The sequence below is a fragment of the Pseudomonas aeruginosa genome, from assembly GCF_001457615.1.
Lineage (GTDB): Bacteria > Pseudomonadota > Gammaproteobacteria > Pseudomonadales > Pseudomonadaceae > Pseudomonas > Pseudomonas aeruginosa.
In genome coordinates this window covers 2,672,151-2,694,634 of the sequence record NZ_LN831024.1, presented here as the reverse complement: position 1 = coordinate 2,694,634, position 22,484 = coordinate 2,672,151, and the positions used below count along the sequence as shown (strand labels likewise).

The following is a 22,484-nucleotide window of genomic DNA, read 5'->3' as shown; positions in this document are numbered from 1 at the left end:
CCCGGATCACGCCCCTTTCAGCCCCGCGACGATTTCGCAAGAGCGCAGCCGATGGGCGTGCTCGTAGAAGTCGCTGGTGAAGATAAGCTCGTCGGCGCCGGTCTGCTCCAGGAGGATCTCCAGGCGCGCGCGAACCTTCTCCGGACCGCCGATCACCGCCAGGCCGAAGAAGCTGCCGACCGCATCCTGCTCGTGGGGCAGCCACAACGGCGCCATGCTTTCCACCGGCGGCTTCTGTTTCAGGCTCTCGCCGCGGATCAGCGCCAGCACGCGCTGGAAGGCGGTAGTGGCGAGGAACTCGGCCTCTTCGTCGGTAGGTGCGGCGATCAGCGGCACGCCGATCATCGCGTAAGGTTTGTCGAGTACCGCCGAGGGCTGGAAGTTGCTGCGGTAGATGCGCAGCGCCTCGTGCAGGTAACGCGGTGCGAAATGCGAAGCGAAGGCATAGGGCAAGCCTTTCTGCGCCGCCAGGTGGGCGCTGAACAAGCTCGAACCGAGTAGCCAGATCGGCACCTGGGTACCCTCGCCCGGCACCGCCAGCAGGCTCTGCTGGGAACGGCGCGGGCCGAGCAGCATTTCCAGCTCGGCGACCTGCTCGGGGAAGTCGTCGCCGTTGCCCAGGCGGTCGCGACGCAAGGCGCGCATGGTCGCCTGGTCGGCGCCGGGGGCGCGGCCAAGGCCGAGGTCGATGCGGCCCGGGTAGAGCGTCTCCAGGGTGCCGAAGTTTTCCGCCACCACCAACGGCGCATGGTTCGGCAGCATCACCCCACCCGAGCCGACGCGGATCCGCGAGGTGCCGCCGGCGATATGGCCGATCAGCAGCGCGGTGGCGGAACTGGCGATGCCATCCATGTTGTGGTGCTCGGCCAGCCAGAAACGGTTGAAGCCCAGGCGCTCCACATGGCGCGCCAGGTCCAGGGAGTTGTGCAGGGCTTCGGCCACGCTGCCGCCGGTGCGCACCGGCACCAGGTCGAGCATGGACAGGGGGATATCAGCAAGCGTTGTCATGAAGGCTCCAATCGGCAGCGAGCGATGGCCAGGGCGCGAGACACGCGCGGAAGGACCTCGCCCGGGGTTTGGATCAATTCTATATCACGCGTTATAGTTTTTGCCCACGGAGAATCCATGGGCTTTTTCCAGTCAAGGCGCGCTGTGGCGTCAGGCGGCCTCGACCGCCAGCAGGGAATCCCAGGCCGCCATCGCGCAGCGGCCGATGGCCAGCAACTGCTGGCGGCTGGCGCCGTCGCGGGCCTGGATCGACAGGCCCTGAAGCACGCTGCTGTAGAAACTGGTGAGCGCGTCGAGATCGGCTCCGGCCGGCACGTCGCCGTCGGCCACGCCTCGTGCGAAACGCTCGCGCAGCAGGCGCGCGGCGCGCCGCCGGTGATCGCGCAGGTAGTCTTCGACGCCTTTGTTGGCCGGCGAGAAATTGGTCGTGCTGAGGTCGACCAGGCAACCGCGCGGCTTGCCTTCCGTGGTGTAGCTGACGGCGGCGCTTTCCAGCAGCGCGGCGATCGACTCGCGCGCCGTCGGCAGGGCGAAGGCGCCCTTGGAAAGCTGGCACTCCTGGCTCAGGTAGAGTTCCACCGCCGAACGGAACAGCGCCTCCTTGGAACCATAGGCGGCATACATGCTCGGCGCGCAGATGCCACCCATGGCCTCCTTCAGCGCGGCCATGGTCGCGCCTTCGTAACCGGCCTCCCAGAACACGTCGAGCGCCCGGCGCAATGCCTGTTCACGATCGAAGCCGCAGGGGCGTCCACGCTTGGCCATGGGAATTCCTGAGAAAAAAACACGTCATATGGTAACACCGGCGAACAGTCGCAAGGCTGGAGGGGGTCGCTTGATCCATCACCGCGCTCGATATACACCATGCAGGCTTTTTACTTCTGCCGGTTCTCCCGCTGGGCAAACATGCTCTCCAAGGGCAGACGCCCACCCTTCCCCAGGAGAACCGATCATGTCCAGCTTCAGCGCCCTCGCCAGCTACTTCGCCGCTTCCGCGTTCTACAGCAATGCAGTGACCCCTACTCGCCCGGTTCAGGCCAGCGCGCCCGCATCGACCAGCGAGAAGAAATGAGCCCAAGGAGGCATCCATGCTCTCAGCCCGCTCCCGCAAGGCCCCGACCTATGGCGTCACCTATGTGAGCCTCGAGGATTGCACCCTGCACTTCGAGACCGAGTACATCATCGAGCGCCGCGACGGCAGCCTCGCGCACATGCCGATGCGCACGCCGGTCAGTGAGCGCGAAGCCCTGCAACGCCTGATCGAAAGCTGCATCGACGACTGATACCTCCAAGTGCCCGTGTGCCGCTCTCAGGAGCGGCCAGCGGCGTTTTCCCAATCCGCCACCAGCGTCCGCAGTCGCGCGTCGCGCAGTTCGAAGAGTTCCAGCAGCCCCAGTGCCCGGATCGCCGGCAGCAGGGCGCGCAGGTCTTCTTCGGCCTGCCGCCGTTGCGCCGCGGGCAGTTCCTCCTCAAGCAGCAGCCGGGCGTTGGCGATGAACGCGCCGACGCTGCCCTTGCGTATCTCCACGCCGCCCAGGCGGATGCGGTCCTGTCGGTCGGAAAGGATGTCTTCGGCTTTCATGGCGTGCTCCAGGCAAGAATGATGAGCCGCCAGGCTACATCCGCAGTCGAATGGCCTATTATCCATCCCAAGCCAATCATCGTCGCTTTTCCGCCAAATGCTTCCGGAACCCCTGCCCGTCCCGCTCTTCGCCCTGCGCATCGACCGCGCAGCCAGCCGCACGGCCTCCCACCGCCATGCCTGCGGCCAGCTCTACTGCCTGGAGCGCGGCCTTCTGGTGGTCGAGGACGAGCATGGCCGCCAGGCCCTGCCTCCGCGCCAGATCGCCTGGATCCCACCGGGTCACCCACACTCGGCGCACTCCCACGGCAGCCTGGCGGGCTGGAGCGCCTACCTCGCCGCCGAACACTGCCGCGACCTGCCCCGGCACCCCGGCGTGCTCGCCTGCTCGGCTTTCGTGGCGCTGATCGTCGAACGCGCCACCCGCTGGCCGACCGGCTCCGCCTGGAACACCGAACGCGAGAACCTGCTGCGCGTGCTGCTGGACGAACTGCGCCACGCCGTGCCCCAGCGGACCCGCCTGCCCTATCCGGGGGATTCGCGCCTGCGCAGGATCGCCGAGGCATTGCTGGCCAACCCCGGCGATCCGCGGCCGGCGGCCGAATGGGCACGCTGGGCGGGCCTCAGCAGCCGTAGCCTGAGCCGGCTGTTCGGCGCCGAGACCGGCATGAGCTTCGCGCAATGGCGGCAACTGGCGCGACTGCACGCGGCCGTCGAACGGCTGGCAGCGGGCCAGGCGGTCGGCGAGGTCGCCTGGTCGCTCGGCTACGAAAGCCCGAGCAGCTTCGCCAGTGCCTTCCGCGCAGTATTCGGCGAGACGCCGTCCGGCTATTCCAGTCGCGCCAACGAAGCGCTAGCCTGAACCTTCCGCGCCACGAGCCTTTCCCCATGAGCCACGCCAATACGCCCCGCGACTGGGTTCGACGCGCCCCGCAACACGGTGCGGTGGAACGCATCGAGGCTTACTTCGCCGGCCACGGCTACGATCCGCATCGCCACGACACCTATGCCATCGGCCAGACCCTGGCCGGGGTGCAGAGCTTCCGCTATCGCCGCAGCCAGCGCCACAGCCTGCCGGGCGGCTGCCTGGTGCTGCATCCCGACGAGCTGCACGACGGCGAGGCCGGCAGCCAGGAAGGGTTCCGCTACCGGATGCTCTACGTCGAGCCGGCGCTGATCCAGCAGGCCCTCGGCGGCCGGCCGCTGCCGTTCGTGCGCGGGGGCTTGTCCGACGACCCGCGCCTGATCGCCGCCAGCCGGACCCTGCTACAGGCCATGGATACCCCGCTGGAGCCGCTGGAAGAACAGGACGCCCTGTTCGAACTGGCCCACACCCTCGACGCCGTGGCCGGCAACCGGGCGCGCGGCAGGCGCCACTTCGACTTCGTCGCCGCCGAGCGCGCCCGGCAGTACATCCACGCGCACCTGGAGCGCCCGCTGGGCCTCGACGAACTGGCGCAGGTCGCCCAGCGAGAACGCTGGAGCCTGTCGCGCGATTTCCGCGCGCTGTTCGGCACCAGCCCCTACCGCTACCTGATCCAGCGCCGGCTGGACATCGCCCGCCGGCTGATGCTCGGCGGCCAGACGCTGGCCGAAGCCGCGCTTGCCGCCGGTTTCACAGACCAGAGCCACATGACCCGCCATTTCGGCCAGAGCTACGGCCTGCCACCGGCACGCTGGCTGCGTATGCTCGGCCGCGCCTAGCCAGGTTGCACGATCATCCAAGACCGCCCGCTCCGTAGCCGCCTACCCTGGCGCCAGAGACCAACCACCGGAGCGCACCGATGTCCACCAGCACAACCCAAGCGATCAACTTCGCCGCCAAGCTCGCCCTGTTCGACGACCGCTGGCAACCCAGGGTGATCGCCCAGATGAACGACTACCAGTTCAAGCTGGTGAAGATCGAAGGCGACTTCGTCTGGCACAGCCACGCCGACACCGACGAGACCTTCATCGTCCTCGCCGGTCGCCTGCGCATCGATTTCCGCGACGGCGCGGTGCATCTGGGCCCCGGCGAGATGTATGTGGTGCCGCGCGGCGTGGAGCACAAGCCGTTCGCCGAGGGCGAGGTGCGCATGCTCCTGGTGGAGCCCTGCGGCGTGCGCAATACCGGCGACCAGGGCGGCGAGCGGACGGCGGTCAACGATCTGTGGATCTGAACGAATAAGCAGTTTGCTTTGGCGGCAATGTATATTCGCGCCGCCATAGCGCCTACATATACATGCAAACCTGCCATTGGAGACATCCTCTAAAACACAGCACGCTCAAGAATAAAAACTGCCAAGGCACATAATAAATTTCCAAAACCGCCAGAAACGACACATCTCCACATCCTTCAAAAACCCCTCCCAAGGGCATTTCAAAAGCGCCCCCACCTAGACCGTCAAACATGCTTCTGTCTACTCCATGACACCCAAAGCCTCTCACGCAAGAAAAATCCATTAGTTTTCACAGAATTCTCTTACACACATCAAGAACGATATCGTGCTAAAAAACTAACGCCACACCACCCCAACCAGCAGGGAATATAAAATTGTCAGAACACAATTTTAGCAAACTCAAGATAGATAAAATCAGGAGAAGTCCTACACTCATAATTTCCGGCTACGGAGCGGGAATCGCCATACTCTTCTCAATCTTCAATGACCAACTAGGAATGGAGAAAAAATGGCTAGCAACCATTGACGCAACATTATCAATCTGCGCCATAATATTTTACACAGGAATCATTCATCTTATTTCAACAACAAAAGCGCTTAAAGAGCTAAACAAAGAAAAATCTAACCAACTAGAGCCACGAAAACGCATTCAAACACTTAGCGGGCTTCTAATCATGATCTCCACAGGCTTATTCGGCCTCTATCTGATTGGCAATAGCGATATATCACCAGGAGCAAAACTGTCATCATCTACAACCGGCCTAATACTACTTAGCTCTTGCATTATCGCTTTACTAATATCTTTTGAAAAAATCTCAAAGGAGTTATCAGGTGCGCGAACTAAGCATCATTGAGATGGATATTGTGTCAGGAGGAAACAGTCTTGATGCCGCAGCAACAGGAGCTGGTGGAGCTATAGGTGCAGGACTCGGAAAATTTGGCGGAAGTGCGCCCTGCGCATGGGCCTGGCGCCGGATACCCCGCTGCGCCTCTCCGGCGAGCTGGAGGCGCAACCCGACACCGGCTTCGTCAAGGCCATCGACGAGATGCTCGCCGAAGCCCGCCGCGAGCATCCGGCGCTGCTCGCCGCCCAGGCGCGGCTGAAAGCCGCCGCCGCCTCGGTGGAGGAAAGCCGCGCCGCCGGCCGGCCGAGCCTGGCGCTGAGCGCCAACCTGGCACGCAGCCATAGCGACCAGGCGATGGCGTTCAACGGCGATACCCGCGAACGCGACCGCAGCATCGGCCTGCAACTGAACATCCCGTTGTTCGAAGGCTTCGAACGCACCTACCAGGTCCGCAACGCCCTGGCCCGCCGCGAAGCCAGCGAAGCGGAGCTGGCCGACACCGAGCAGCAGGTTTCGCTGGAGGTGTGGAACAACTACCAGTCGCTCAGCGTCGAGACCCGCAGCCTGGCGCGCACCCGCGAACTGGTCGAACAGTCGCGGCAAAGCCTGGAGGTGGTGCAGGGCCGCTACCGCTCAGGGGTCGGCAGCATGATCGAGCTGCTCAACGCCCTGACCGCCTACGCCAGCGCCGAGGACCAGCACATCCGCGCCCTCGGCAACTGGCAGACCTCGCGCCTGCGACTGGCGGCGAGCCTCGGTCGCTTGGGGCTTCAAATGATCTGAAGCCGGATTACAGATATTTTCAAGAAGAGTCGAACTGTCCCTTTGCTCTCCTAACGCGCTGGCGACCAGAACCCAGAGACCTCTGTCCCCCACGAAAAAGCCCGGCTCGATGGCCGGGCTCTTTCGCTGCGGGTCGTCTTCAATCGGCGACGTGGATCACCACCCGGCCGCGCTTCGGACAGGTTTCCATGTAGCGGTGCGCCTCGACCACCTGGTCGAACTCGAATACCCGGTCGACCACCGGCTTGAGCAGGCGATCGCGGGTCAGTTGCTCGATGTGCGCGAGGGCCTTGCTCACCGACTCGTCGTTGCGTTCCAGGCCCATCTCCGGATGACCGGTGAAATCCATCAGGCAGTGGCGGTAGAACTGCAGGTGCTTCTTGAACGCGGCGCAGGCCGGGAACGCCGACTCGTTGCCGCCGTTGCAGCCATACAGCACCAGCTTGCCGCGGGTGGCGGAGACATCGCCGAGCAGGGTCATCTGCGGGCCGCCCAATTCGTCGAGGATGACATTGACGCCCTTGCCCTCGGTGAAGCGCTCGACTTCCAGGACCAGGTCCTGCTCGTCGGTCACCACCACCTTGTCGGCGCCCTGCTCGCGGAGGAACTCGCGCTCCTCGGCGGACTTGGTGGAAGCGATCACCCGCGCGCCGAGAGCCTTGGCCAACTGGATCGAGACCGGTCCGTACATGCGCGCCGCCTCGGTGATCAGCACGGTCTGCCCGGCCTTCAACCCGGCCAGGTCGACCAGGCCGAAATAGGCCACCAGCAGGCCGGTGTAGTAGACGCTGGCCTCCACCGGGGTGAGTACCTCGGGGTAGACCGCCAGGGCCGCGCGCGGCATCAGCACCACGTCGCCATAGGCCGGATAATGATCGGGGGTATGGGCGGGGAAACTGGCCACGCGGGAACCCAGCGGCAGGTCGCCGACGCCGGCGCCGACCGCCAGCACCTCGCCGGCCAGTTCGAAGCCGAGACCGGACGGCAGCGCAGCCTGCTCCGGGGCCAGGTTCTGACGCCAGAGCACATCCTTCCAGCTCACGCCGATCGCCTGGACACGCACCAGGACTTCCCCTGCGGCCGGCGCCGGGGTCGGCAGCTCTTCGCATTTGAGGACCTCTGGCGGGCCAAACTGATGAAAACGGATCACTCGGGACATCGCAAACCTCTGCAGTGCATCACGGGGTGAATAACCTCATGGGTTGTGACTGTATCCGCCCATGCCTGACAAAACCACCCGTCGTTATTGATAATGGCTATGCCTGTCAGTGATCCTATGCCCCTCCGGCACCTCGCCAGGCCCCGCCCCGTCTCGCACGCAAGGCTTGACGGCGAGCCCCCGCGGTTGCAGCCTCTAGCCCCTGGAAACGAGGAACGCCATGAACCGAAACGACCTGCGCCGCGTCGATCTGAACCTGCTGATCGTGTTCGAGACCCTGATGCACGAACGCAGCGTGACCCGCGCCGCAGAGAAACTGTTCCTCGGCCAGCCGGCCATCAGCGCCGCGCTGTCGCGCCTGCGCACGCTGTTCGACGACCCGCTGTTCGTCCGTACCGGACGCAGCATGGAACCCACCGCGCGAGCCCAGGAAATCTTCGCCCACCTGTCGCCGGCGCTGGATTCCATCTCCACCGCCATGAGTCGCGCCAGCGAGTTCGATCCGGCGACCAGCACCGCGGTGTTCCGCATCGGCCTTTCCGACGACGTCGAGTTCGGCCTGCTGCCGCCCCTGCTCCGCCGCCTGCGCGCGGAGGCGCCGGGGATCGTCCTCGTCGTGCGCCGCGCCAACTATCTATTGATGCCGAACCTGCTGGCCTCGGGGGAGATCTCGGTGGGCGTCAGCTACACCGACGAACTGCCGGCCAACGCCAAGCGCAAGACCGTGCGCCGCAGCAAGCCGAAGATCCTCCGCGCCGACTCCGCGCCCGGCCAGCTGACCCTCGACGACTATTGCGCGCGACCGCACGCGCTGGTGTCCTTCGCCGGCGACCTCAGCGGCTTCGTCGACGAGGAGCTGGAAAAATTCGGCCGCAAGCGCAAGGTGGTCCTGGCGGTGCCGCAGTTCAACGGCCTCGGCACCCTCCTGGCCGGCACCGACATCATCGCCACCGTGCCCGACTACGCCGCCCAGGCGCTGATCGCCGCCGGCGGCCTACGCGCCGAGGACCCACCGTTCGAGACCCGCGCCTTCGAACTGTCGATGGCTTGGCGCGGCGCCCAGGACAACGATCCGGCCGAACGCTGGCTGCGCTCGCGGATCAGCATGTTCATCGGCGATCCGGACAGTCTCTGAGCCCTCCGGCAGCTACCCGCACGAGGCGTCGCAACGGGAAAATCGATCGCGCGCCGCGGGTGTGCGGCTTATTCCATCGAAAGCACTGTCCATAACCATCGACTGTTACAGAAAACGAAAAACCATGTATCACTGTTCGTGATAATCAAAATCTCGTCGTTCGATTAGTTCCCTGCCGGAGCAGCCCGCAGACTTCGCCAATCCCGAAAAACCGACTGGCGGAGTCAAGCATGGAACAGTCATCCCACTTCTCCTGGCGCTACCCCCTCGCACTCGCGGCCGTACTGGTCCTGAGCGCCTGCGGCAAGGCCCCGGAAACCACCCAAGGCATGGCGGCGCCCAAGGTCAGCGTCGCCGAAGTCATCGAACAACCGCTGAACGAGTGGGACGAATTCACCGGCCGCCTGGAGGCCCCGGAGTCGGTGGAGCTGCGCCCGCGGGTGTCGGGCTACATCGACCGCGTGGCCTTCCATGAAGGCGCACTGGTGAAGAAAGGCGACCTGCTGTTCCAGATCGACCCGCGCCCGTTCGAGGCCGAGGTCAAGCGCCTCGAAGCCCAGCTGCAACAGGCCCGCGCGGCCCAGGCGCGGAGCGTCAACGAAGCCCAGCGCGGCGAACGCCTGCGCGCCAGCAACGCGATCTCCGCGGAACTCGCCGACGCCCGCACCACCGCCGCCCAGGAAGCCAAGGCGGCGGTCGCCGCGACCCAGGCGCAACTGGACGCGGCGCGCCTGAACCTGAGCTTCACCCGGATCACCGCGCCGATCGACGGTCGCGTCAGCCGCGCCGAGGTCACCGCCGGCAACCTGGTCAACTCCGGGGAGACCCTGCTCACCACCCTGGTCAGCACCGACAAGGTCTACGCCTACTTCGACGCCGACGAGCGCGTGTTCCTCAAGTACGTCGAGCTGGCCCGCCAGGCCGGTCGCGACACGCGCAGCGAGAGCCCGGTGTACCTCGGCCTGAGCAGCGAGGACGGCAACCCGCACCTGGGCCGGCTGGACTTCCTCGACAACCAGGTCAACCCGCGTACCGGCACCATCCGCGGCCGCGCCGTGTTCGACAACGCCAAGGGCGAGTTCACCCCGGGCCTCTACGTGCGCCTGAAGCTGGTCGGCAGCAAGACCTACGCCGCCACCCTGATCAAGGACGAAGCGGTCGGCACCGACCTGGGCAAGAAGTTCGTGCTGGTCCTGGATGGCGACAACAAGACCGTCTACCGCACCGTCGAGATGGGACCGAAGCTGGAGGGCCTGCGCATCGTCCGCAGCGGCCTGAGCAAGGGCGACCGGATCGTCGTGAATGGCCTGCAGCGGGTCCGCCCGGGCATGCAGGTGGATCCGCAGAAGGTCGAGATGGCCAGCGCCGACACCCTGGCCACCCTCGCGCGCCTGCGGCAGTCGGTCGGCGACAGCGAACCACCGAAGGTGGCGGCGTCCAAGGACAACGCCACTCGCAACGAGCCGCGCGGCTGAGCGCGGCGATAGGAAGAACCGATGAATTTCTCCCAATTCTTCATCCAGCGGCCGATCTTCGCCGCGGTGCTGTCGCTGCTGATCCTGATCGGCGGCGCCATCTCCCTGTTCCAGCTACCCATCAGCGAATACCCGGAAGTGGTGCCGCCGACCGTCGTGGTCCGCGCCAACTTCCCCGGCGCCAACCCGAAAGTCATCGGCGAGACCGTCGCCTCTCCCCTTGAACAGGCGATCACCGGGGTGGAGAACATGCTCTACATGTCCTCCCAGTCGACCTCCGACGGCAAGCTGACCCTGACCATCACCTTCGCCCTCGGCACCGACCTGGACAACGCCCAGGTGCAGGTGCAGAACCGCGTCACCCGGACCGAGCCGAAGCTCCCGGAAGAAGTGACCCGGCTCGGCATCACCGTCGACAAGGCCTCGCCCGACCTGACCATGGTCGTGCACCTGACCTCGCCGGATAACCGCTACGACATGCTCTACCTGTCGAACTACGCGGTGCTCAACGTGAAGGACGAACTGGCCCGCCTCGACGGCGTCGGCGACGTCCAGTTGTTCGGCCTCGGCGACTATTCGCTGCGCGTCTGGCTGGACCCGAACAAGGTCGCCTCGCGCAACCTCACCGCCACCGACGTGGTCAACGCCATCCGCGAGCAGAACCGCCAGGTCGCCGCCGGCACCCTGGGCGCGCCGCCGGCGCCGAGCGATACCAGCTTCCAGTTGTCGATCAACACCCAGGGTCGCCTGGTCACCGAGGAAGAGTTCGAGAACATCATCATCCGCGCCGGCGCCAACGGCGAGATCACCCGTCTGCGCGACATCGCCCGGGTCGAGCTGGGCTCCAACCAGTACGCCCTGCGTTCGCTGCTGAACAACAAGCCGGCGGTGGCGATCCCGATCTTCCAGCGTCCCGGCTCGAACGCCATCGAGATCTCCAACCTGGTGCGGGAGAAGATGGCCGAGCTGAAGCACAGCTTCCCGCAAGGCATGGACTACTCCATCGTCTACGACCCGACCATCTTCGTCCGCGGCTCCATCGAGGCGGTGGTGCACACCCTGTTCGAAGCCCTGGTGCTGGTGGTGCTGGTGGTGATCCTGTTCCTGCAGACCTGGCGCGCCTCGATCATCCCGCTGGCCGCGGTGCCGGTGTCGCTGATCGGCACCTTCGCGGTGATGCACATGCTCGGCTTCTCGCTCAACGCGCTGTCGCTGTTCGGCCTGGTGCTGGCCATCGGCATCGTGGTGGACGACGCCATCGTGGTGGTGGAGAACGTCGAGCGCAACATCGGCCTCGGCCTCAAGCCGGTGGAAGCCACCAAGCGTGCCATGCGCGAGGTGACCGGGCCGATCATCGCCACGGCGCTGGTGCTCTGCGCGGTGTTCATCCCGACCGCGTTCATCTCCGGCCTCACCGGGCAGTTCTACCGCCAGTTCGCCCTGACCATCGCGATCTCCACGGTGATCTCGGCGTTCAACTCGCTGACCCTGTCGCCAGCGCTGGCGGCGGTCCTGCTCAAGGGCCACCACGAGCCGAAGGACCGCTTCTCGGTGTTCCTCGACAAGCTCCTCGGCAGTTGGCTGTTCCGTCCGTTCAACCGTTTCTTCGACCGCGCCAGCCATGGCTACGTCGGCACGGTGAACCGGGTCCTGCGCGGCAGTTCGATCGCCCTGCTGGTCTACGGCGGACTGATGGTGCTGACCTACTTCGGCTTCTCCAGCACGCCGACCGGTTTCGTCCCGCAGCAGGACAAGCAGTACCTGGTGGCCTTCGCCCAGTTGCCCGACGCGGCCAGCCTGGACCGTACCGAGGCGGTGATCAAGCAGATGTCCGAGATCGCCCTGGCGCAGCCCGGCGTGGCAGACTCGGTGGCCTTCCCCGGCCTGTCGATCAACGGCTTCACCAACAGCCCGAACAGCGGCATCGTGTTCACCCCGCTGAAGCCGTTCGACGAGCGCAAGGACCCGAGCCAGTCGGCCGGGGCCATCGCCGCCGCGCTGAACGCCAAGTACGCCGACATCCAGGACGCCTACATCGCGATCTTCCCGCCGCCGCCGGTACAGGGGCTGGGGACCATCGGCGGCTTCCGCCTGCAGATCGAGGACCGTGGCAACCAGGGCTACGAGGAGCTGTTCAAGCAGACCCAGAACATCATCACCAAGGCCCGTGCGCTGCCTGAGCTGGAACCCAGCTCGGTGTTCTCCAGCTACCAGGTCAACGTGCCGCAGATCGACGCCGACATCGACCGCGAGAAGGCCAAGACCCACGGCGTGGCGATCAGCGACATCTTCGACACCCTGCAGGTCTACCTCGGCTCGCTGTACGCGAACGACTTCAACCGCTTCGGCCGTACCTATCAGGTCAACGTCCAGGCCGAGCAGCAGTTCCGCCTCGAACCCGAGCAGATCGGCCAGTTGAAGGTGCGCAACAACCTCGGCGAGATGGTCCCGCTGGCGTCCTTCATCAAGGTCAGCGACACCTCCGGTCCGGACCGTGTGATGCACTACAACGGCTTCATCACCGCCGAACTCAACGGCGCCCCGGCCGCGGGCTACAGCTCCGGCCAGGCGCAGGCGGCGATCGAGAAGCTGCTGAAGGAGGAACTGCCCAACGGCATGACCTACGAGTGGACCGAGCTGACCTACCAGCAGATCCTCGCCGGCAATACCGCGCTGTTCGTCTTCCCGCTCTGCGTGCTGCTGGCCTTCCTCGTGCTGGCCGCCCAGTACGAGAGCTGGAGCCTGCCGCTGGCGGTGATCCTGATCGTGCCGATGACCCTGCTGTCGGCGATCACCGGGGTGATCCTGGCCGGCAGCGACAACAACATCTTTACCCAGATCGGCCTGATCGTTCTGGTGGGGCTGGCGTGCAAGAACGCGATCCTGATCGTCGAGTTCGCCAAGGACAAGCAGGAGGAAGGCATGGACCGCGTCGCCGCGGTGCTGGAAGCCTGCCGCCTGCGCCTGCGGCCGATCCTGATGACGTCCATCGCCTTCATCATGGGCGTGGTGCCGCTGGTGATCTCCACCGGCGCCGGCGCCGAGATGCGCCATGCGATGGGCGTGGCGGTGTTCTCCGGGATGATCGGGGTGACCTTCTTCGGCCTGCTGCTGACGCCGGTGTTCTACGTCCTCATCCGCCGCTTCGTGGAGAACCGCGAAGCGCGCCGCGCCGCCAACGACAAAGGCCTGCCAGAGGTGCATGCATGATTCACGCGCAGTCGATCCGGAGCGGGCTCGCGTCCGCCCTGGGTCTGTTCAGTCTGCTGGCGCTCAGCGCCTGCACGGTGGGTCCGGACTACCGGACCCCCGACACCGCGGCGGCGAAGATCGACGCCACGGCGAGCAAGCCCTACGACCGCAGCCGCTTCGAAAGCCTGTGGTGGAAACAGTTCGACGATCCGACCCTGAACCAGTTGGTCGAACAGTCGCTGAGCGGCAACCGCGACCTGCGCGTGGCCTTCGCCCGCCTGCGCGCCGCCCGCGCCCTGCGCGACGACGTGGCCAACGATCGCTTCCCGGTGGTCACCAGCCGCGCCAGCGCCGACATCGGCAAGGGCCAGCAACCGGGAGTGACCGAGGACCGGGTCAACAGCGAGCGCTACGACCTTGGCCTGGATAGCGCCTGGGAGCTTGACCTGTTCGGGCGCATCCGCCGTCAGCTGGAGTCCAGCGACGCCCTCAGCGAAGCGGCCGAGGCCGACCTGCAGCAACTGCAGGTCAGCCTGATCGCCGAGCTGGTGGACGCCTACGGCCAACTGCGCGGCGCGCAACTGCGCGAGAAGATTGCCCTGAGCAACCTGGAGAACCAGAAGGAGTCGCGCCAGCTCACCGAGCAACTGCGCGACGCCGGGGTCGGTGCCGAACTCGACGTACTGCGCGCCGATGCGCGCCTGGCGGCCACCGCCGCCAGCGTGCCGCAACTGCAGGCGGAAGCCGAGCGCGCCAGGCATCGTATCGCCACCCTCCTCGGCCAACGGCCGGAAGAGTTGACAGTGGACCTTTCGCCGCGCGACCTGCCGGCGATCACCAAGGCCCTGCCGATCGGCGATCCCGGCGAGCTGCTGCGCCGCCGGCCGGACATCCGCGCCGCCGAACGGCGCCTGGCCGCCAGCACCGCCGACGTCGGCGTGGCCACCGCCGACCTGTTCCCGCGGGTCAGCCTCAGCGGCTTCCTCGGCTTCACCGCCGGGCGGGGCTCGCAGATCGGCTCAAGCGCCGCCCGCGCCTGGAGCGTCGGCCCGAGCATCAGTTGGGCCGCCTTCGACCTCGGCAGCGTGCGTGCCCGCCTGCGAGGCGCCAAGGCCGACGCCGACGCCGCGCTGGCCAGCTACGAACAGCAGGTGCTGCTGGCCCTGGAAGAATCGGCGAATGCCTTCAGCGACTATGGCAAGCGCCAGGAGCGCCTGGTCTCGCTGGTCCGCCAGTCGGAAGCCAGCCGCGCCGCCGCGCAACAGGCGGCGATCCGCTACCGCGAAGGCACCACCGATTTCCTGGTGCTGCTGGACGCCGAACGCGAGCAACTCTCCGCCGAAGATGCCCAGGCCCAGGCCGAGGTCGAGCTGTACCGCGGCATCGTGGCGATCTACCGCTCCCTCGGCGGTGGCTGGCAACCCAGCGCCTGAACCGGCTATCCCCCGGCCGATGGAAATCGGCCACTCCAGCCCCGCGATTGCAGCTCCTGGTCGCGGGGCTTTTTTATGCGCAGCGCGGGGGCTCGGTCGAGCCCCACGTCGTTTCTCGGCGATGGCGTAGAGGCTCGGCGGCCATTGCCGCGGGCTATTCCCGCCGCTCCGGCTGCGCGGAGTGGATATACAGGGTGTAGGTATCCGCCGGCCGGGGCGCGCCCGCCAGGTCGAGGGCATGACCGATGGCGCCGCGATGGTAGGTGCCATGGTTGACGATATGGAAGAGGATCTCCTGGCGCGTCATGCCGCCGTCGCGGCCATCGGCGAAGCGGAAGCGCAGCCATTCGCCGCGACGCTCCAGCGGCAGCTCGGCGACATAGCCGGCGAACCAGGCGGCCGAATCCTCCAGCCGGCGACGCAGGACGTCGTAGCCAGGCACCACCTCGCTGTTGGTCTGTTGGTGGGGCGCCGGCTCGCCCAGCAGGCGTGCCCTGAACAGTTCCTCGACGATCGCCATGTGATTGAGCTGTTGCAAGGCGAAGGCCAGCGAGGCCGGGAACGCCTCGGCGTCGATCCGGGCGATGGCATCGAGGGTGCGGCGGTCGGACCAGGCCTTGTAGTTGAAGGACTCGACCAGCAGGTCGACTTGCAGGGTGGGTCGGGACATGTGGCGGGCTTCCGTGTCCATTCGCTGAGGGAGCCGGATCATAGCCCGGAGACAGCGCTCAGCGCTCGCCCTGCAACCCTTCCAGGCGTGCATCGCAGAGGTCGCGCAGGCGGTCGCGGAGGGTGCGCCCGGCGCTGTCCAGCTCGGGCCGCGCGTAGAGCGCCAGCTCCAGGCCAGCGATGGGCGGGAAGCCGGCCTGCGCGCCAAGCAGGCGATGCTCGGGCCCGACGCAGCCCAGCGGCAGCAGGCTGACCCCCAGTCCGGCGCCGACCGCGGCCACCAGGCTGGCCAGGCTGGCGCTGGAATAGCCGATGCGCCAGCGACGCCCGATGCTCTCCAGGGCATGGATCATCTCCTGGCGATACAGCGCGCCGACCGGGAACACCACCAGCGGCACCGGCTCCTCCGGCGAACCCTCGCCGAACGGCCGCGTGGCGCTGCCGAACCAGCCCAGCGGCTCGGCCCAGCGTGCATGGCAGTCGCTGTCGGCCCCCCACTGCTTGACCAGCAGCAGGTCCAGCTCGCCGCTGCGATAGAGGCGCAGCAGGTGATGGCTGAGACCGCTCTCGACCTCCAGGCGCAGTCGCGGACGCTCTTCGGTGAAGCGCGTCAGCACCGGCATCAGCACTTCGCCGGCGAGGTCTTCCGGCACGCCGAGGCGCAGCACGCCGTCGCCATGGGCCGGGCTGAGGGCCTCGCTGGCCTCGTCCGAGAGCCGCAGCAGGCGCCGCGCGTAGCCAAGCAGACGCTCGCCTTCCTCGGTCGGCAAAACCTGCCGCTGGCTGCGGTCGAGCAGGCGGCAACCGAGGTTCTGTTCGAGGCGGATGACCTGCTGGCTGACGGTGGACTGGGTCAGATGCAGGTGTTCGCCGGCGCGGGTGAAGTTGCCGGTGTCGACAACGCTGACGAAGGTACGGAGCAGGACCAGATCGAGCATGCACACTCCCACTGAAAGGCATTACATCATTTAATTTCAGCATACATGACATCGACGCCATACTTTTCGCCAACGCCTATCGGAGCCCATCGACATGTCCCTGGCCAATCTATGCAGGAGCGGAGCCATGCTGGTCTGCGCAGCATTCAGCGGAGGCGCCGGCGCGAGCGACGCCGGAGCATTGCTCGAAGCCGCGCGTCGCGGCGATACCGCGCAGGTCGCCAGCCTGCTCGAACGCAAGGTCGAGGTCGACGCGCCCAGCGCCGACGGCAGCACCCCGCTGCTGCTGGCCACCGCCAACGACCACCTGGCGGTGGCGCGCCAGTTGATCGAGGCCGGCGCCGACGTCAACCGGCAGAACAGCCGGCTCGACAGCCCGTATCTGCTGGCCGGCGCCGAGGGCCGCCTGGAAATCCTGCGCCTGACCCTGCTCCACGGCGCCGACCTGAAGAGTACCAACCGCTATGGCGGCACCGCGCTGATCCCGGCCTGCGAACGCGGCCATGTGGAAGTGGTGAAGACGCTGCTGCAAGCCGGGGTCGATCCCAACCATGTCAACAAGCTCGGCTGGACCGGGCTGCTCGAGGCGATCCTGCTGAGTGACGGTGGTCCGCGCCACCAGGAGATCGTGCGCCTGCTGATCGACGCCGGCGCCGACGTCAACCTGGCCGATGCCGACGGCGTCAGCCCGCTGGCCCACGCCCGCCAGCGCGGCCAGGGCGGGATCGAGCGGCTGCTGCTGGCCGCCGGCGCCCAATGAAAGCGAAGGAGAAAGACATGTCCGATGAAATCTTCATGCGCGAGGCCATCGCCCTCGCCCGCGCCAACGTCGAGGCCGGCGGCCGCCCGTTCGGCGCCGTGCTGGTGCGCGACGGGCGGGTCCTGGCCCGCGGCGTCAACCAGATCCACGAGACCCACGATCCCAGTGCCCACGCCGAACTGCAGGCGATCCGCCAGGCCAGTCAGGCGCTCGGCAGCCCGCGTCTGGACGGTTGTGTGATCTACGCCAGCGGCCATCCCTGCCCGATGTGTCTGGCCGCCATGCATCTCTGCGGCATCCAGGCGGCCTGGTTCGCCTATTCCAACGAGGACGGCGAAGCGTTCGGCCTGTCCACGGCCACGCTCTACGCCGAGATGGCGCGCCCGCCACAGCGGCAGAGCCTGCCGCTACGCGCCCTGCGTCCTGCCGGCGAAGAGGGTCTGTACCGGCAATGGCGGCAACGCCAGGCATGAGCGCGCGAATCCCTTCCGGCGGCCAGGCCGCCACCGGCGTCGGCGCGGCGGAGGTCAGTTGGGTCGGCCTGCTGGTGATCTTCTGCCTCGGCATCAACCTGCGACCGATCCTCACCGGCATCGGCCCGCTGCTCGAGGAAATCACCGCCGGCACCGGTCTCGGCTTCCAGGGCGCGTCGCTGCTGACGGTGTTGCCGGTGCTCTGCATGGGCCTGGTGGCGCTGTTGCTGCCCTGGCTCGGGCGCTGGCTGGCCGAGCACCGCGGCATCGTCTGCGGACTGCTGGCCATCGCCGCGGCCTGCCTCTGGCGCCTGGAACTGGATAGCGGGCTGGCGCTGATCGCCAGCGCCGCGCTGGCCGGCAGCGGCGTGGCGATCATCCAGGCGCTGGTACCGGGCGTGGTCAAGCGCTGGTTCCCGAGGCGGGTCCCGGCGGCGATGGGCCTCTACTCGGCCTCGCTGATGGCCGGCGGCGGAACCGCGGCGGTGCTCAGCCCGCGGATCGCCGAACACTTCTCCAACTGGCAGGCCGGCCTCGGCGCCTGGGCCGTACCGGCCCTGCTGGCGCTGCTGCTGTGGATGTTCGCGCGGCCAAGGGAGGTGCTGCCGAGCGCTGGCGAGGGGCCGGTCCGGCACTTCTTCGGCAATCGCCGTGGCTGGCTGCTGGCGGTGTATTTCGGGCTGATCAACGGCGGCTACACCAGCATGGTGGCCTGGTTGCCGGTGTACTACCGCCAGCTCGGCTGGAGCGCCCAGGACAGCGGCGGGCTGGTCGGGATCATGACCATCTTCCAGGTGCTCGCCGCGCTCAGCGTGCCGCTGCTGATTCGCCGCCGCCTCGACCGCCGGCCCTGGCTGCTGGCCGCGCTGCTGGTCCAGCTCGGCGGCTTCTGCGGCCTGCTGCTGATGCCGCTACAGCATGCGGCACTGTGGGTGGCGTTGATCGGCTACGGCCTGGGCGCCTGCTTCGCCCTCAGCCTGACCCTGACCCTCGACCACCTCCACGAGCCGCGTGCGGCGGGAAGCCTGGCGGCCTTCGTGCAAGGCATCGGCTTCATCATCACAGGCATCGTGCCCTACCTGACCGGCTGGCTGCGCGACGTCACCGGCAGCTTCCAGGCCTCCTGGCTGCTGCTCGCGGCGAGCGTGGTGGCGATGTTGCTGGTGACCCTGCGCTTCGCCCCGTCCGGCTATGCCCGGGCCATGGGCGAGACGCGCGACTGAGCGGCGGACCTCCGCGCCCGCCATTGCAGGCGCGGGTGGCGCTTCAGTAATGGGTGGCGATATAGATGCGGTAGCTGATGATGGCCAGCATGCAGATCACCCCGACCCACATGAGGAACAGGCCGAACGGCGTGTCGCGCTTGGTGAAACCCGTGCCGATGAAGAGCATGCCCAGCACGATGATTGCGAAAGTGACGCCGTAGGAATCCATGTTTACCCTCGTTGGCCGCGTTCCTGACATACTTGTCAGTCTAGCTCCAAGCCCGCTAGAACTGCGTTGATATTTATCAGCCTGCGGTCAATTTCGGACAAATTCATCGAACTTGAGGAAACGCCTGGCTGCGAGCGGCAAGGTCGCGCAAGATCGCCTGGATCTCGCCGAAGTCCGGCCGCTCGCTCACCCGTGGCAGCGCGCAACGTCGCTGCAACTCGACCAGCACCGCACGTAGCGAGGCCTGCCCCGGCGGCGCCTCGCTGCGCTCGAGCAACTCTTCCAGCAGGCAGGCGAAGGCACGTACTTCCAGGCGCCGCAGGGCGCCGGCGAGCACGGCGTCGTCCGGGAGAAAGGACGCGGCGCCGAAATCGCCCAGCAGGCAGGCGCCATCCTCGCGCCAGAGGATGTTATGCGCATAGAAGTCGCCATGGCTGATGCCGCGTCCATGCAGATGGGCCATCAACGCGGCGAGCGAGGCCGCCAGGCGCAGCGCCGTGGCCAGCTCGAAGCGCAGTCCCGGCGGATAGACGTCGCGGGTACAGGACTCCAGGCTCGGCGGCCCCGCCAGGTTGCGATAGGCGTCGTCGAGCAGCTCCAGCACCAGCCCGTCGCGCCCTTGCGGATGCCCGGCGAGCTGGCCGAGCACCTCGATCAATTGCGCATGGCGCCCCGCCGCCAGGCAGGCGGCCATCTCGCTGGCGGGGGTGCCATCGCTGGTCACTTCGCCCTTGAACAGCTTCAGCGCCACCGTGCGCGTCGAGCCGTCCGGCTGGTGCCAGCCGGCGCGATGGATGACCCCGGAGGCTCCTTCGCCGATCAAACCGTCCAGGCTCAGCTCGCTCCAGTCCAGCGCAGCGATGCCGCTGTCGGCCAGCGCCGGCAGACGGCACAACGGGTTGCCGGCGTAGGCCAGCCAGGCCAGGCGCGGCAGCGTCGCCAGCCAGGCCGGCAGGCGCTGGAAACGGTTGGCGGCGATCCGCAGCAGTTCCAGGCCTTCGCAAGCGGCCATGCTCTCGGGCAAGGCCTCCAGGCGGTTGCCGGCCAGCATCAGCTTCTGCAACGGCCGGCGACCCAGTTCCTCGGGCAGCGTGGCAATCCGGTTGTCGGTGAGGATCAGCCAGCGCAGCGCTGGCGGCAGGGCCGCGGCCGGCACCCGCTCGATGCGGTTGGACTTGAAGCCGACCATGCTCAGCGCCGGACAGTCCCCCACCGCCGCCGGCAATTCGTCGAAGTCGTTGGCGGAACAGAACAGCACCTTGAGACGATGCAGCCGCCCGAGGTCGTCCGGCAGGCTGTCCAGGGCGTTGCCGCTGAGGTTGAGCACCTCCAGGGAGTCGGCCAGCTCGAAGATTTCCCGGGGGAACTCGCGCAGGCCGCAGGACAGGTCCAGGCGCGTGGCGCCGGCCAGTTCGCCGCTGCGCAGTTGCTGCAAGGTGTGCATGGTTCGACGGACTCCGGCCAGGGCGGATGGAAAGCCGCGCATGATAGCCAAGGCGTTGCGGAACGCGCACCCTCGCCGTGCTAGAGTGGCCGCCCCGAATCGACAGGACCACAGAGAATGGAACTCTCCCCCGCCGAACGCCAACTCCTGCTGGCCCATCGCCTGGCCGTGTTCGACGGCTGCGTGGTGTACGACGCCCAACCGCCGGTGTCCGCCGAACACGTCCAGCGTCTTGCCGAAGGCCTGGCCGGACCGATTCCAGAAGACCTGCTACGCCTCTGGCGCACCTGTTTCGGCGGGCGCCTCGGCTATGACCTGGAAGTCGACTACGACGGCCACCGCCACCCGTTCTCTTTCAGCGAACTGTTCTATCCGGACAGCGACGGCTACCACGACCTCTGGGGCTGGATCGAACACGAGCGCGAGCTGGCGGCAGAAGCCGCGGCAGAAGAAGGCCGCGACTGGAACGGCAAGCTGGCCTACCTGCCGTTCGGTGGCTTCGAGTACCTGGAGCGGCTCTACGTCTGCGTCGAACCCGGCCCCGAGCATGGCGCGGTAATCGCCTGGAGCCACGGCCTGCCGCCGGCCTGGGCCGGACGCCTGCACCAGGATTCGGTGACGCGCCTGGCCGACGACGTCGGCGGGCTGTTCCGCCTGCTGTCCTTCGAACAGGACCCGTTCGACGCCGAGAACGCCTGCGGCGTGGCCGACGAGCTACTGGAAGCGCTGGACGCCCTGGAGGCCGCCGGGGAGCCCGGCAAGGCGCTGAAGGGCCGCCTGGAAGTCCTGCTGCGCCAGCGCATCCTCGACTGGCGGCCGGCCCTCGCCGACGGCAGCCTGGCCGCCGAGCCAAGGCTGCGTCAACTGGCCCTGGCCGAAGCTGCGCAAGACGGCGACATCGACCTGCTGCAACGCCTGCGCGATGCCGGCTGCGACTTCGCCGAAACCTTGCGCGGACGCGGCGGTGTGCTGGAGGCCTGCCTCGCCCGCGGGCGCCTGGAGGCCGCCAGATGGCTGCTCGACCAGGGCGTCGCGGTGCACCAGGACAGCCTGCAGATTGGCGCCGCGCACCTCGATGCGGTCCTGGCCGAACGCCTGTTGCGGCTCGGCGCGATCTCCGACCCGAATACGGTGCTCCTCGCCCTGCAATACGGCGACGCCGACGCCGCGCGGATCATGGCGCGACCGCTGCTGGAGGAGTCGCCGGCGAGGGCCAGCGCCCTGCGTCTGGCCCTCGCCAGCCGCGCCGAGCGCGAGCGCAGCGACGCCAGGCGGGTCAGGTCGGGAAAGATGGGCAGCAACCGCAGTCCCGACGACTACCTGGCCCTGGCCGAGCGCCTGGAGCGCTTCCTCGCCGAGCTGCCAGGCTGAGGCTCAACCCTCCGGTCCCTGCACCTCGATGAAGGAACCGTCGGCCAGCCGCTCGAACGCCCGTCCCGGCGGCGCGTCGAGCAGCGGCAGGATGCTGTCGTCGGCGTTCAGCACCGAGCCCAGGCTGACGTAGGCGGTGGTCCCGGCGGTATTCATGTAGTCGTCCGACTCGTCGCCGGCCATCAGCCGCCAGCCGCTGTCGTTTTCCTCTTCCGGCGCCTCGCGGTAGAGGTAGCCGACCGCCTTCCCCTCGTCTATCACCCGGCGCGTCACGAAGCAGCGCCGGGCATAGCGCGAGATCGGCGTTTCCCGCGGGTCGTGCTCGGTGTTGATGATGTGCCGCGCCTCGAAGACGATGCGCTCGCCCAGCGACAGGTCGCGGATGTATTGCGGATAGTTGTCCAGGCGGCCGCTGAAGGCGCCATCCGCCTCGATGCCCTCGACCGTCACCCAGAGCCGCTCGGCGCGCGGCGCATCGGGGTTGTCGGTATCGAAGGCGAAGATCAGCTTGACGCTTTCCCCGGCGGCGACCCGGTCGATGGTCTCCGCGTCCGGTTTGTAGAAGGTGTAGGGATGGCGGACAGCGATCGCACTGGCGTCCACCAAGGTCCACGAGGCCATGTC

The 22,484-nt window shown here is 67.1% G+C and carries 23 protein-coding genes and 1 pseudogene; 15 read left to right on the top strand and 9 right to left on the bottom strand.

Annotation, left to right across the window (positions count from 1 at the left end; genetic code table 11):
* Window positions 1-6: 6 nt before the first annotated feature.
* Both AT700_RS12590 and AT700_RS12585 read right to left on the bottom strand, forming a co-directional pair.
* Complete coding sequence (locus AT700_RS12590; protein WP_003089806.1) at window positions 7-1,008, bottom strand: LLM class flavin-dependent oxidoreductase; 1,002 nt, start codon at window positions 1,006-1,008, stop codon at window positions 7-9.
* A 150-nt stretch (window positions 1,009-1,158) separates the two neighbouring features.
* A complete protein-coding gene (locus AT700_RS12585; protein WP_003089808.1) occupies window positions 1,159-1,773 on the bottom strand; it encodes a TetR/AcrR family transcriptional regulator in 615 nt (204 codons plus the stop codon).
* Between the two features lie 187 nt (window positions 1,774-1,960).
* Between AT700_RS12585 and AT700_RS30545 the strand changes: the two genes are divergently transcribed.
* Together AT700_RS30545 and ptrC are read left to right on the top strand one after the other, a co-directional pair.
* Window positions 1,961-2,080 (top strand): PA2485 family small membrane protein, encoded by a 120-nt coding sequence (locus AT700_RS30545; protein ID WP_003116878.1) that lies wholly within the window; start codon window positions 1,961-1,963, stop codon window positions 2,078-2,080.
* 16 nt (window positions 2,081-2,096) lie between these two features.
* Window positions 2,097-2,291, top strand: a complete 195-nt coding sequence (gene ptrC / locus AT700_RS12580) for a type III secretion system co-regulatory protein PtrC (RefSeq protein ID WP_003089814.1) — start codon at window positions 2,097-2,099, stop codon at window positions 2,289-2,291.
* Between the two features lie 26 nt (window positions 2,292-2,317).
* Here ptrC and AT700_RS12575 read toward each other — a convergent pair whose 3' ends face one another.
* Entirely contained in the window at window positions 2,318-2,590 is a 273-nt protein-coding gene (locus AT700_RS12575) for a hypothetical protein (protein WP_003119018.1), read from the bottom strand.
* 97 nt (window positions 2,591-2,687) lie between these two features.
* On the opposite strand from AT700_RS12575, the gene AT700_RS12570 reads away from it, so the two are divergent.
* The 5 genes and pseudogenes from AT700_RS12570 to AT700_RS12555 form a co-directional block, all read left to right on the top strand.
* A complete protein-coding gene (locus AT700_RS12570) occupies window positions 2,688-3,452 on the top strand; it encodes an AraC family transcriptional regulator (protein ID WP_004349975.1) in 765 nt (254 codons plus the stop codon).
* A 26-nt stretch (window positions 3,453-3,478) separates the two neighbouring features.
* Window positions 3,479-4,294, top strand: a complete 816-nt coding sequence (locus tag AT700_RS12565) for an AraC family transcriptional regulator (RefSeq protein ID WP_009876525.1) — start codon at window positions 3,479-3,481, stop codon at window positions 4,292-4,294.
* Window positions 4,295-4,374: 80 nt separating this feature from the next.
* Window positions 4,375-4,749, top strand: coding sequence for a cupin domain-containing protein (locus AT700_RS12560; protein WP_003089825.1), 375 nt, complete (start codon window positions 4,375-4,377; stop codon window positions 4,747-4,749).
* Window positions 4,750-5,123: 374 nt separating this feature from the next.
* A complete protein-coding gene (locus AT700_RS30155) occupies window positions 5,124-5,603 on the top strand; it encodes a hypothetical protein (RefSeq protein WP_124014396.1) in 480 nt (159 codons plus the stop codon).
* 96 nt (window positions 5,604-5,699) lie between these two features.
* Window positions 5,700-6,377, top strand: a pseudogene (locus AT700_RS12555) (TolC family protein); the annotation flags it as partial.
* 139 nt (window positions 6,378-6,516) lie between these two features.
* On the opposite strand, the gene mexS reads toward AT700_RS12555, so the two are convergent.
* Window positions 6,517-7,536, bottom strand: coding sequence for an oxidoreductase MexS (gene mexS, locus AT700_RS12550; protein WP_003103552.1), 1,020 nt, complete (start codon window positions 7,534-7,536; stop codon window positions 6,517-6,519).
* Between the two features lie 220 nt (window positions 7,537-7,756).
* Here mexS and mexT point away from each other — a divergent pair, with 220 nt between their 5' ends.
* From mexT to oprN, 4 genes are all read left to right on the top strand, one after another.
* On the top strand, window positions 7,757-8,671 hold the full coding sequence (gene mexT / locus AT700_RS12545) for a multidrug efflux system transcriptional regulator MexT (protein WP_003089829.1): 915 nt from the start codon (window positions 7,757-7,759) through the stop codon (window positions 8,669-8,671).
* A 230-nt stretch (window positions 8,672-8,901) separates the two neighbouring features.
* Entirely contained in the window at window positions 8,902-10,146 is a 1,245-nt protein-coding gene (mexE, locus tag AT700_RS12540) for a multidrug efflux RND transporter periplasmic adaptor subunit MexE (RefSeq protein WP_003103549.1), read from the top strand.
* A 21-nt stretch (window positions 10,147-10,167) separates the two neighbouring features.
* Window positions 10,168-13,356, top strand: coding sequence for a multidrug efflux RND transporter permease subunit MexF (mexF, locus tag AT700_RS12535; RefSeq protein ID WP_003089834.1), 3,189 nt, complete (start codon window positions 10,168-10,170; stop codon window positions 13,354-13,356).
* Entirely contained in the window at window positions 13,353-14,771 is a 1,419-nt protein-coding gene (gene oprN / locus AT700_RS12530) for a multidrug efflux RND transporter outer membrane subunit OprN (protein WP_003113303.1), read from the top strand. Before mexF ends, oprN begins: the two co-directional genes overlap by 4 nt.
* 154 nt (window positions 14,772-14,925) lie before the next feature.
* On the opposite strand, the gene AT700_RS12525 is transcribed toward oprN, so the two are convergent.
* The gene (locus AT700_RS12525; protein ID WP_003089838.1) at window positions 14,926-15,441 is read right to left on the bottom strand and encodes a DinB family protein; all 516 of its coding nucleotides are present in this window, start codon (window positions 15,439-15,441) and stop codon (window positions 14,926-14,928) included.
* A gap of 58 nt (window positions 15,442-15,499) precedes the next feature.
* Complete coding sequence (locus AT700_RS12520) at window positions 15,500-16,378, bottom strand: LysR substrate-binding domain-containing protein (RefSeq protein WP_003122653.1); 879 nt, start codon at window positions 16,376-16,378, stop codon at window positions 15,500-15,502.
* A 127-nt stretch (window positions 16,379-16,505) separates the two neighbouring features.
* Between AT700_RS12520 and AT700_RS12515 the strand changes: the two genes are divergently transcribed.
* The 3 genes from AT700_RS12515 to AT700_RS12505 are packed head-to-tail and all read left to right on the top strand — an operon-like array spanning window position 16,506 to window position 18,834.
* Entirely contained in the window at window positions 16,506-17,138 is a 633-nt protein-coding gene (locus AT700_RS12515) for an ankyrin repeat domain-containing protein (protein ID WP_003109549.1), read from the top strand.
* A gap of 17 nt (window positions 17,139-17,155) precedes the next feature.
* A complete protein-coding gene (locus AT700_RS12510; protein ID WP_003116873.1) occupies window positions 17,156-17,611 on the top strand; it encodes a nucleoside deaminase in 456 nt (151 codons plus the stop codon).
* Window positions 17,608-18,834, top strand: a complete 1,227-nt coding sequence (locus AT700_RS12505; RefSeq protein ID WP_003116872.1) for a CynX/NimT family MFS transporter — start codon at window positions 17,608-17,610, stop codon at window positions 18,832-18,834. The genes AT700_RS12510 and AT700_RS12505 overlap by 4 nt, the downstream gene beginning before the upstream one ends.
* A gap of 43 nt (window positions 18,835-18,877) precedes the next feature.
* Here the strand turns inward: AT700_RS12505 and AT700_RS12500 are convergent, their stop codons facing one another.
* Window positions 18,878-19,045 (bottom strand): hypothetical protein, encoded by a 168-nt coding sequence (locus tag AT700_RS12500; RefSeq protein WP_003089849.1) that lies wholly within the window; start codon window positions 19,043-19,045, stop codon window positions 18,878-18,880.
* 103 nt (window positions 19,046-19,148) lie between these two features.
* Window positions 19,149-20,489, bottom strand: a complete 1,341-nt coding sequence (locus AT700_RS12495; protein ID WP_003116871.1) for a leucine-rich repeat-containing protein kinase family protein — start codon at window positions 20,487-20,489, stop codon at window positions 19,149-19,151.
* A 117-nt stretch (window positions 20,490-20,606) separates the two neighbouring features.
* On the opposite strand from AT700_RS12495, the gene AT700_RS12490 reads away from it, so the two are divergent.
* Window positions 20,607-21,860 carry an ankyrin repeat domain-containing protein gene (locus tag AT700_RS12490; RefSeq protein WP_003116870.1) on the top strand — a complete coding sequence of 418 codons (1,254 nt, stop codon included), beginning with the start codon at window positions 20,607-20,609 and terminating at the stop codon, window positions 21,858-21,860.
* A 3-nt stretch (window positions 21,861-21,863) separates the two neighbouring features.
* On the opposite strand, the gene AT700_RS12485 is transcribed toward AT700_RS12490, so the two are convergent.
* Window positions 21,864-22,481: an immunity protein Imm33 domain-containing protein gene (locus AT700_RS12485; protein WP_003089860.1), complete on the bottom strand. Its 618-nt coding sequence runs from the start codon at window positions 22,479-22,481 to the stop codon at window positions 21,864-21,866.
* Between the last annotated feature and the right edge of the window lie 3 nt (window positions 22,482-22,484).

Excerpts from the sequence above, each read along its gene's own strand:
- AT700_RS12585 (WP_003089808.1), bottom strand. The coding sequence starts at position 1,773 with ATGGCCAAGCGTGGACGCCCCTGCGGCTTCGATCGTGAACAGGCATTG.
- AT700_RS12515 (WP_003109549.1), top strand. The coding sequence starts at position 16,506 with ATGCTGGTCTGCGCAGCATTCAGCGGAGGCGCCGGCGCGAGCGACGCC.
- mexF (WP_003089834.1), top strand. The coding sequence starts at position 10,168 with ATGAATTTCTCCCAATTCTTCATCCAGCGGCCGATCTTCGCCGCGGTG.
- AT700_RS12505 (WP_003116872.1), top strand. The coding sequence starts at position 17,608 with ATGAGCGCGCGAATCCCTTCCGGCGGCCAGGCCGCCACCGGCGTCGGC.
- AT700_RS12510 (WP_003116873.1), top strand. The coding sequence starts at position 17,156 with ATGTCCGATGAAATCTTCATGCGCGAGGCCATCGCCCTCGCCCGCGCC.
- AT700_RS12570 (WP_004349975.1), top strand. The coding sequence starts at position 2,688 with ATGCTTCCGGAACCCCTGCCCGTCCCGCTCTTCGCCCTGCGCATCGAC.
- AT700_RS12525 (WP_003089838.1), bottom strand. The coding sequence starts at position 15,441 with ATGTCCCGACCCACCCTGCAAGTCGACCTGCTGGTCGAGTCCTTCAAC.
- ptrC (WP_003089814.1), top strand. The coding sequence starts at position 2,097 with ATGCTCTCAGCCCGCTCCCGCAAGGCCCCGACCTATGGCGTCACCTAT.
- AT700_RS12520 (WP_003122653.1), bottom strand. The coding sequence starts at position 16,378 with ATGCTCGATCTGGTCCTGCTCCGTACCTTCGTCAGCGTTGTCGACACC.
- AT700_RS12500 (WP_003089849.1), bottom strand. The coding sequence starts at position 19,045 with ATGGATTCCTACGGCGTCACTTTCGCAATCATCGTGCTGGGCATGCTC.
- mexT (WP_003089829.1), top strand. The coding sequence starts at position 7,757 with ATGAACCGAAACGACCTGCGCCGCGTCGATCTGAACCTGCTGATCGTG.
- AT700_RS12490 (WP_003116870.1), top strand. The coding sequence starts at position 20,607 with ATGGAACTCTCCCCCGCCGAACGCCAACTCCTGCTGGCCCATCGCCTG.
- oprN (WP_003113303.1), top strand. The coding sequence starts at position 13,353 with ATGATTCACGCGCAGTCGATCCGGAGCGGGCTCGCGTCCGCCCTGGGT.
- AT700_RS12560 (WP_003089825.1), top strand. The coding sequence starts at position 4,375 with ATGTCCACCAGCACAACCCAAGCGATCAACTTCGCCGCCAAGCTCGCC.
- AT700_RS12575 (WP_003119018.1), bottom strand. The coding sequence starts at position 2,590 with ATGAAAGCCGAAGACATCCTTTCCGACCGACAGGACCGCATCCGCCTG.
- AT700_RS12590 (WP_003089806.1), bottom strand. The coding sequence starts at position 1,008 with ATGACAACGCTTGCTGATATCCCCCTGTCCATGCTCGACCTGGTGCCG.
- AT700_RS12565 (WP_009876525.1), top strand. The coding sequence starts at position 3,479 with ATGAGCCACGCCAATACGCCCCGCGACTGGGTTCGACGCGCCCCGCAA.
- AT700_RS12485 (WP_003089860.1), bottom strand. The coding sequence starts at position 22,481 with ATGGCCTCGTGGACCTTGGTGGACGCCAGTGCGATCGCTGTCCGCCAT.
- mexS (WP_003103552.1), bottom strand. The coding sequence starts at position 7,536 with ATGTCCCGAGTGATCCGTTTTCATCAGTTTGGCCCGCCAGAGGTCCTC.
- mexE (WP_003103549.1), top strand. The coding sequence starts at position 8,902 with ATGGAACAGTCATCCCACTTCTCCTGGCGCTACCCCCTCGCACTCGCG.
- AT700_RS30545 (WP_003116878.1), top strand. The coding sequence starts at position 1,961 with ATGTCCAGCTTCAGCGCCCTCGCCAGCTACTTCGCCGCTTCCGCGTTC.
- AT700_RS12495 (WP_003116871.1), bottom strand. The coding sequence starts at position 20,489 with ATGCACACCTTGCAGCAACTGCGCAGCGGCGAACTGGCCGGCGCCACG.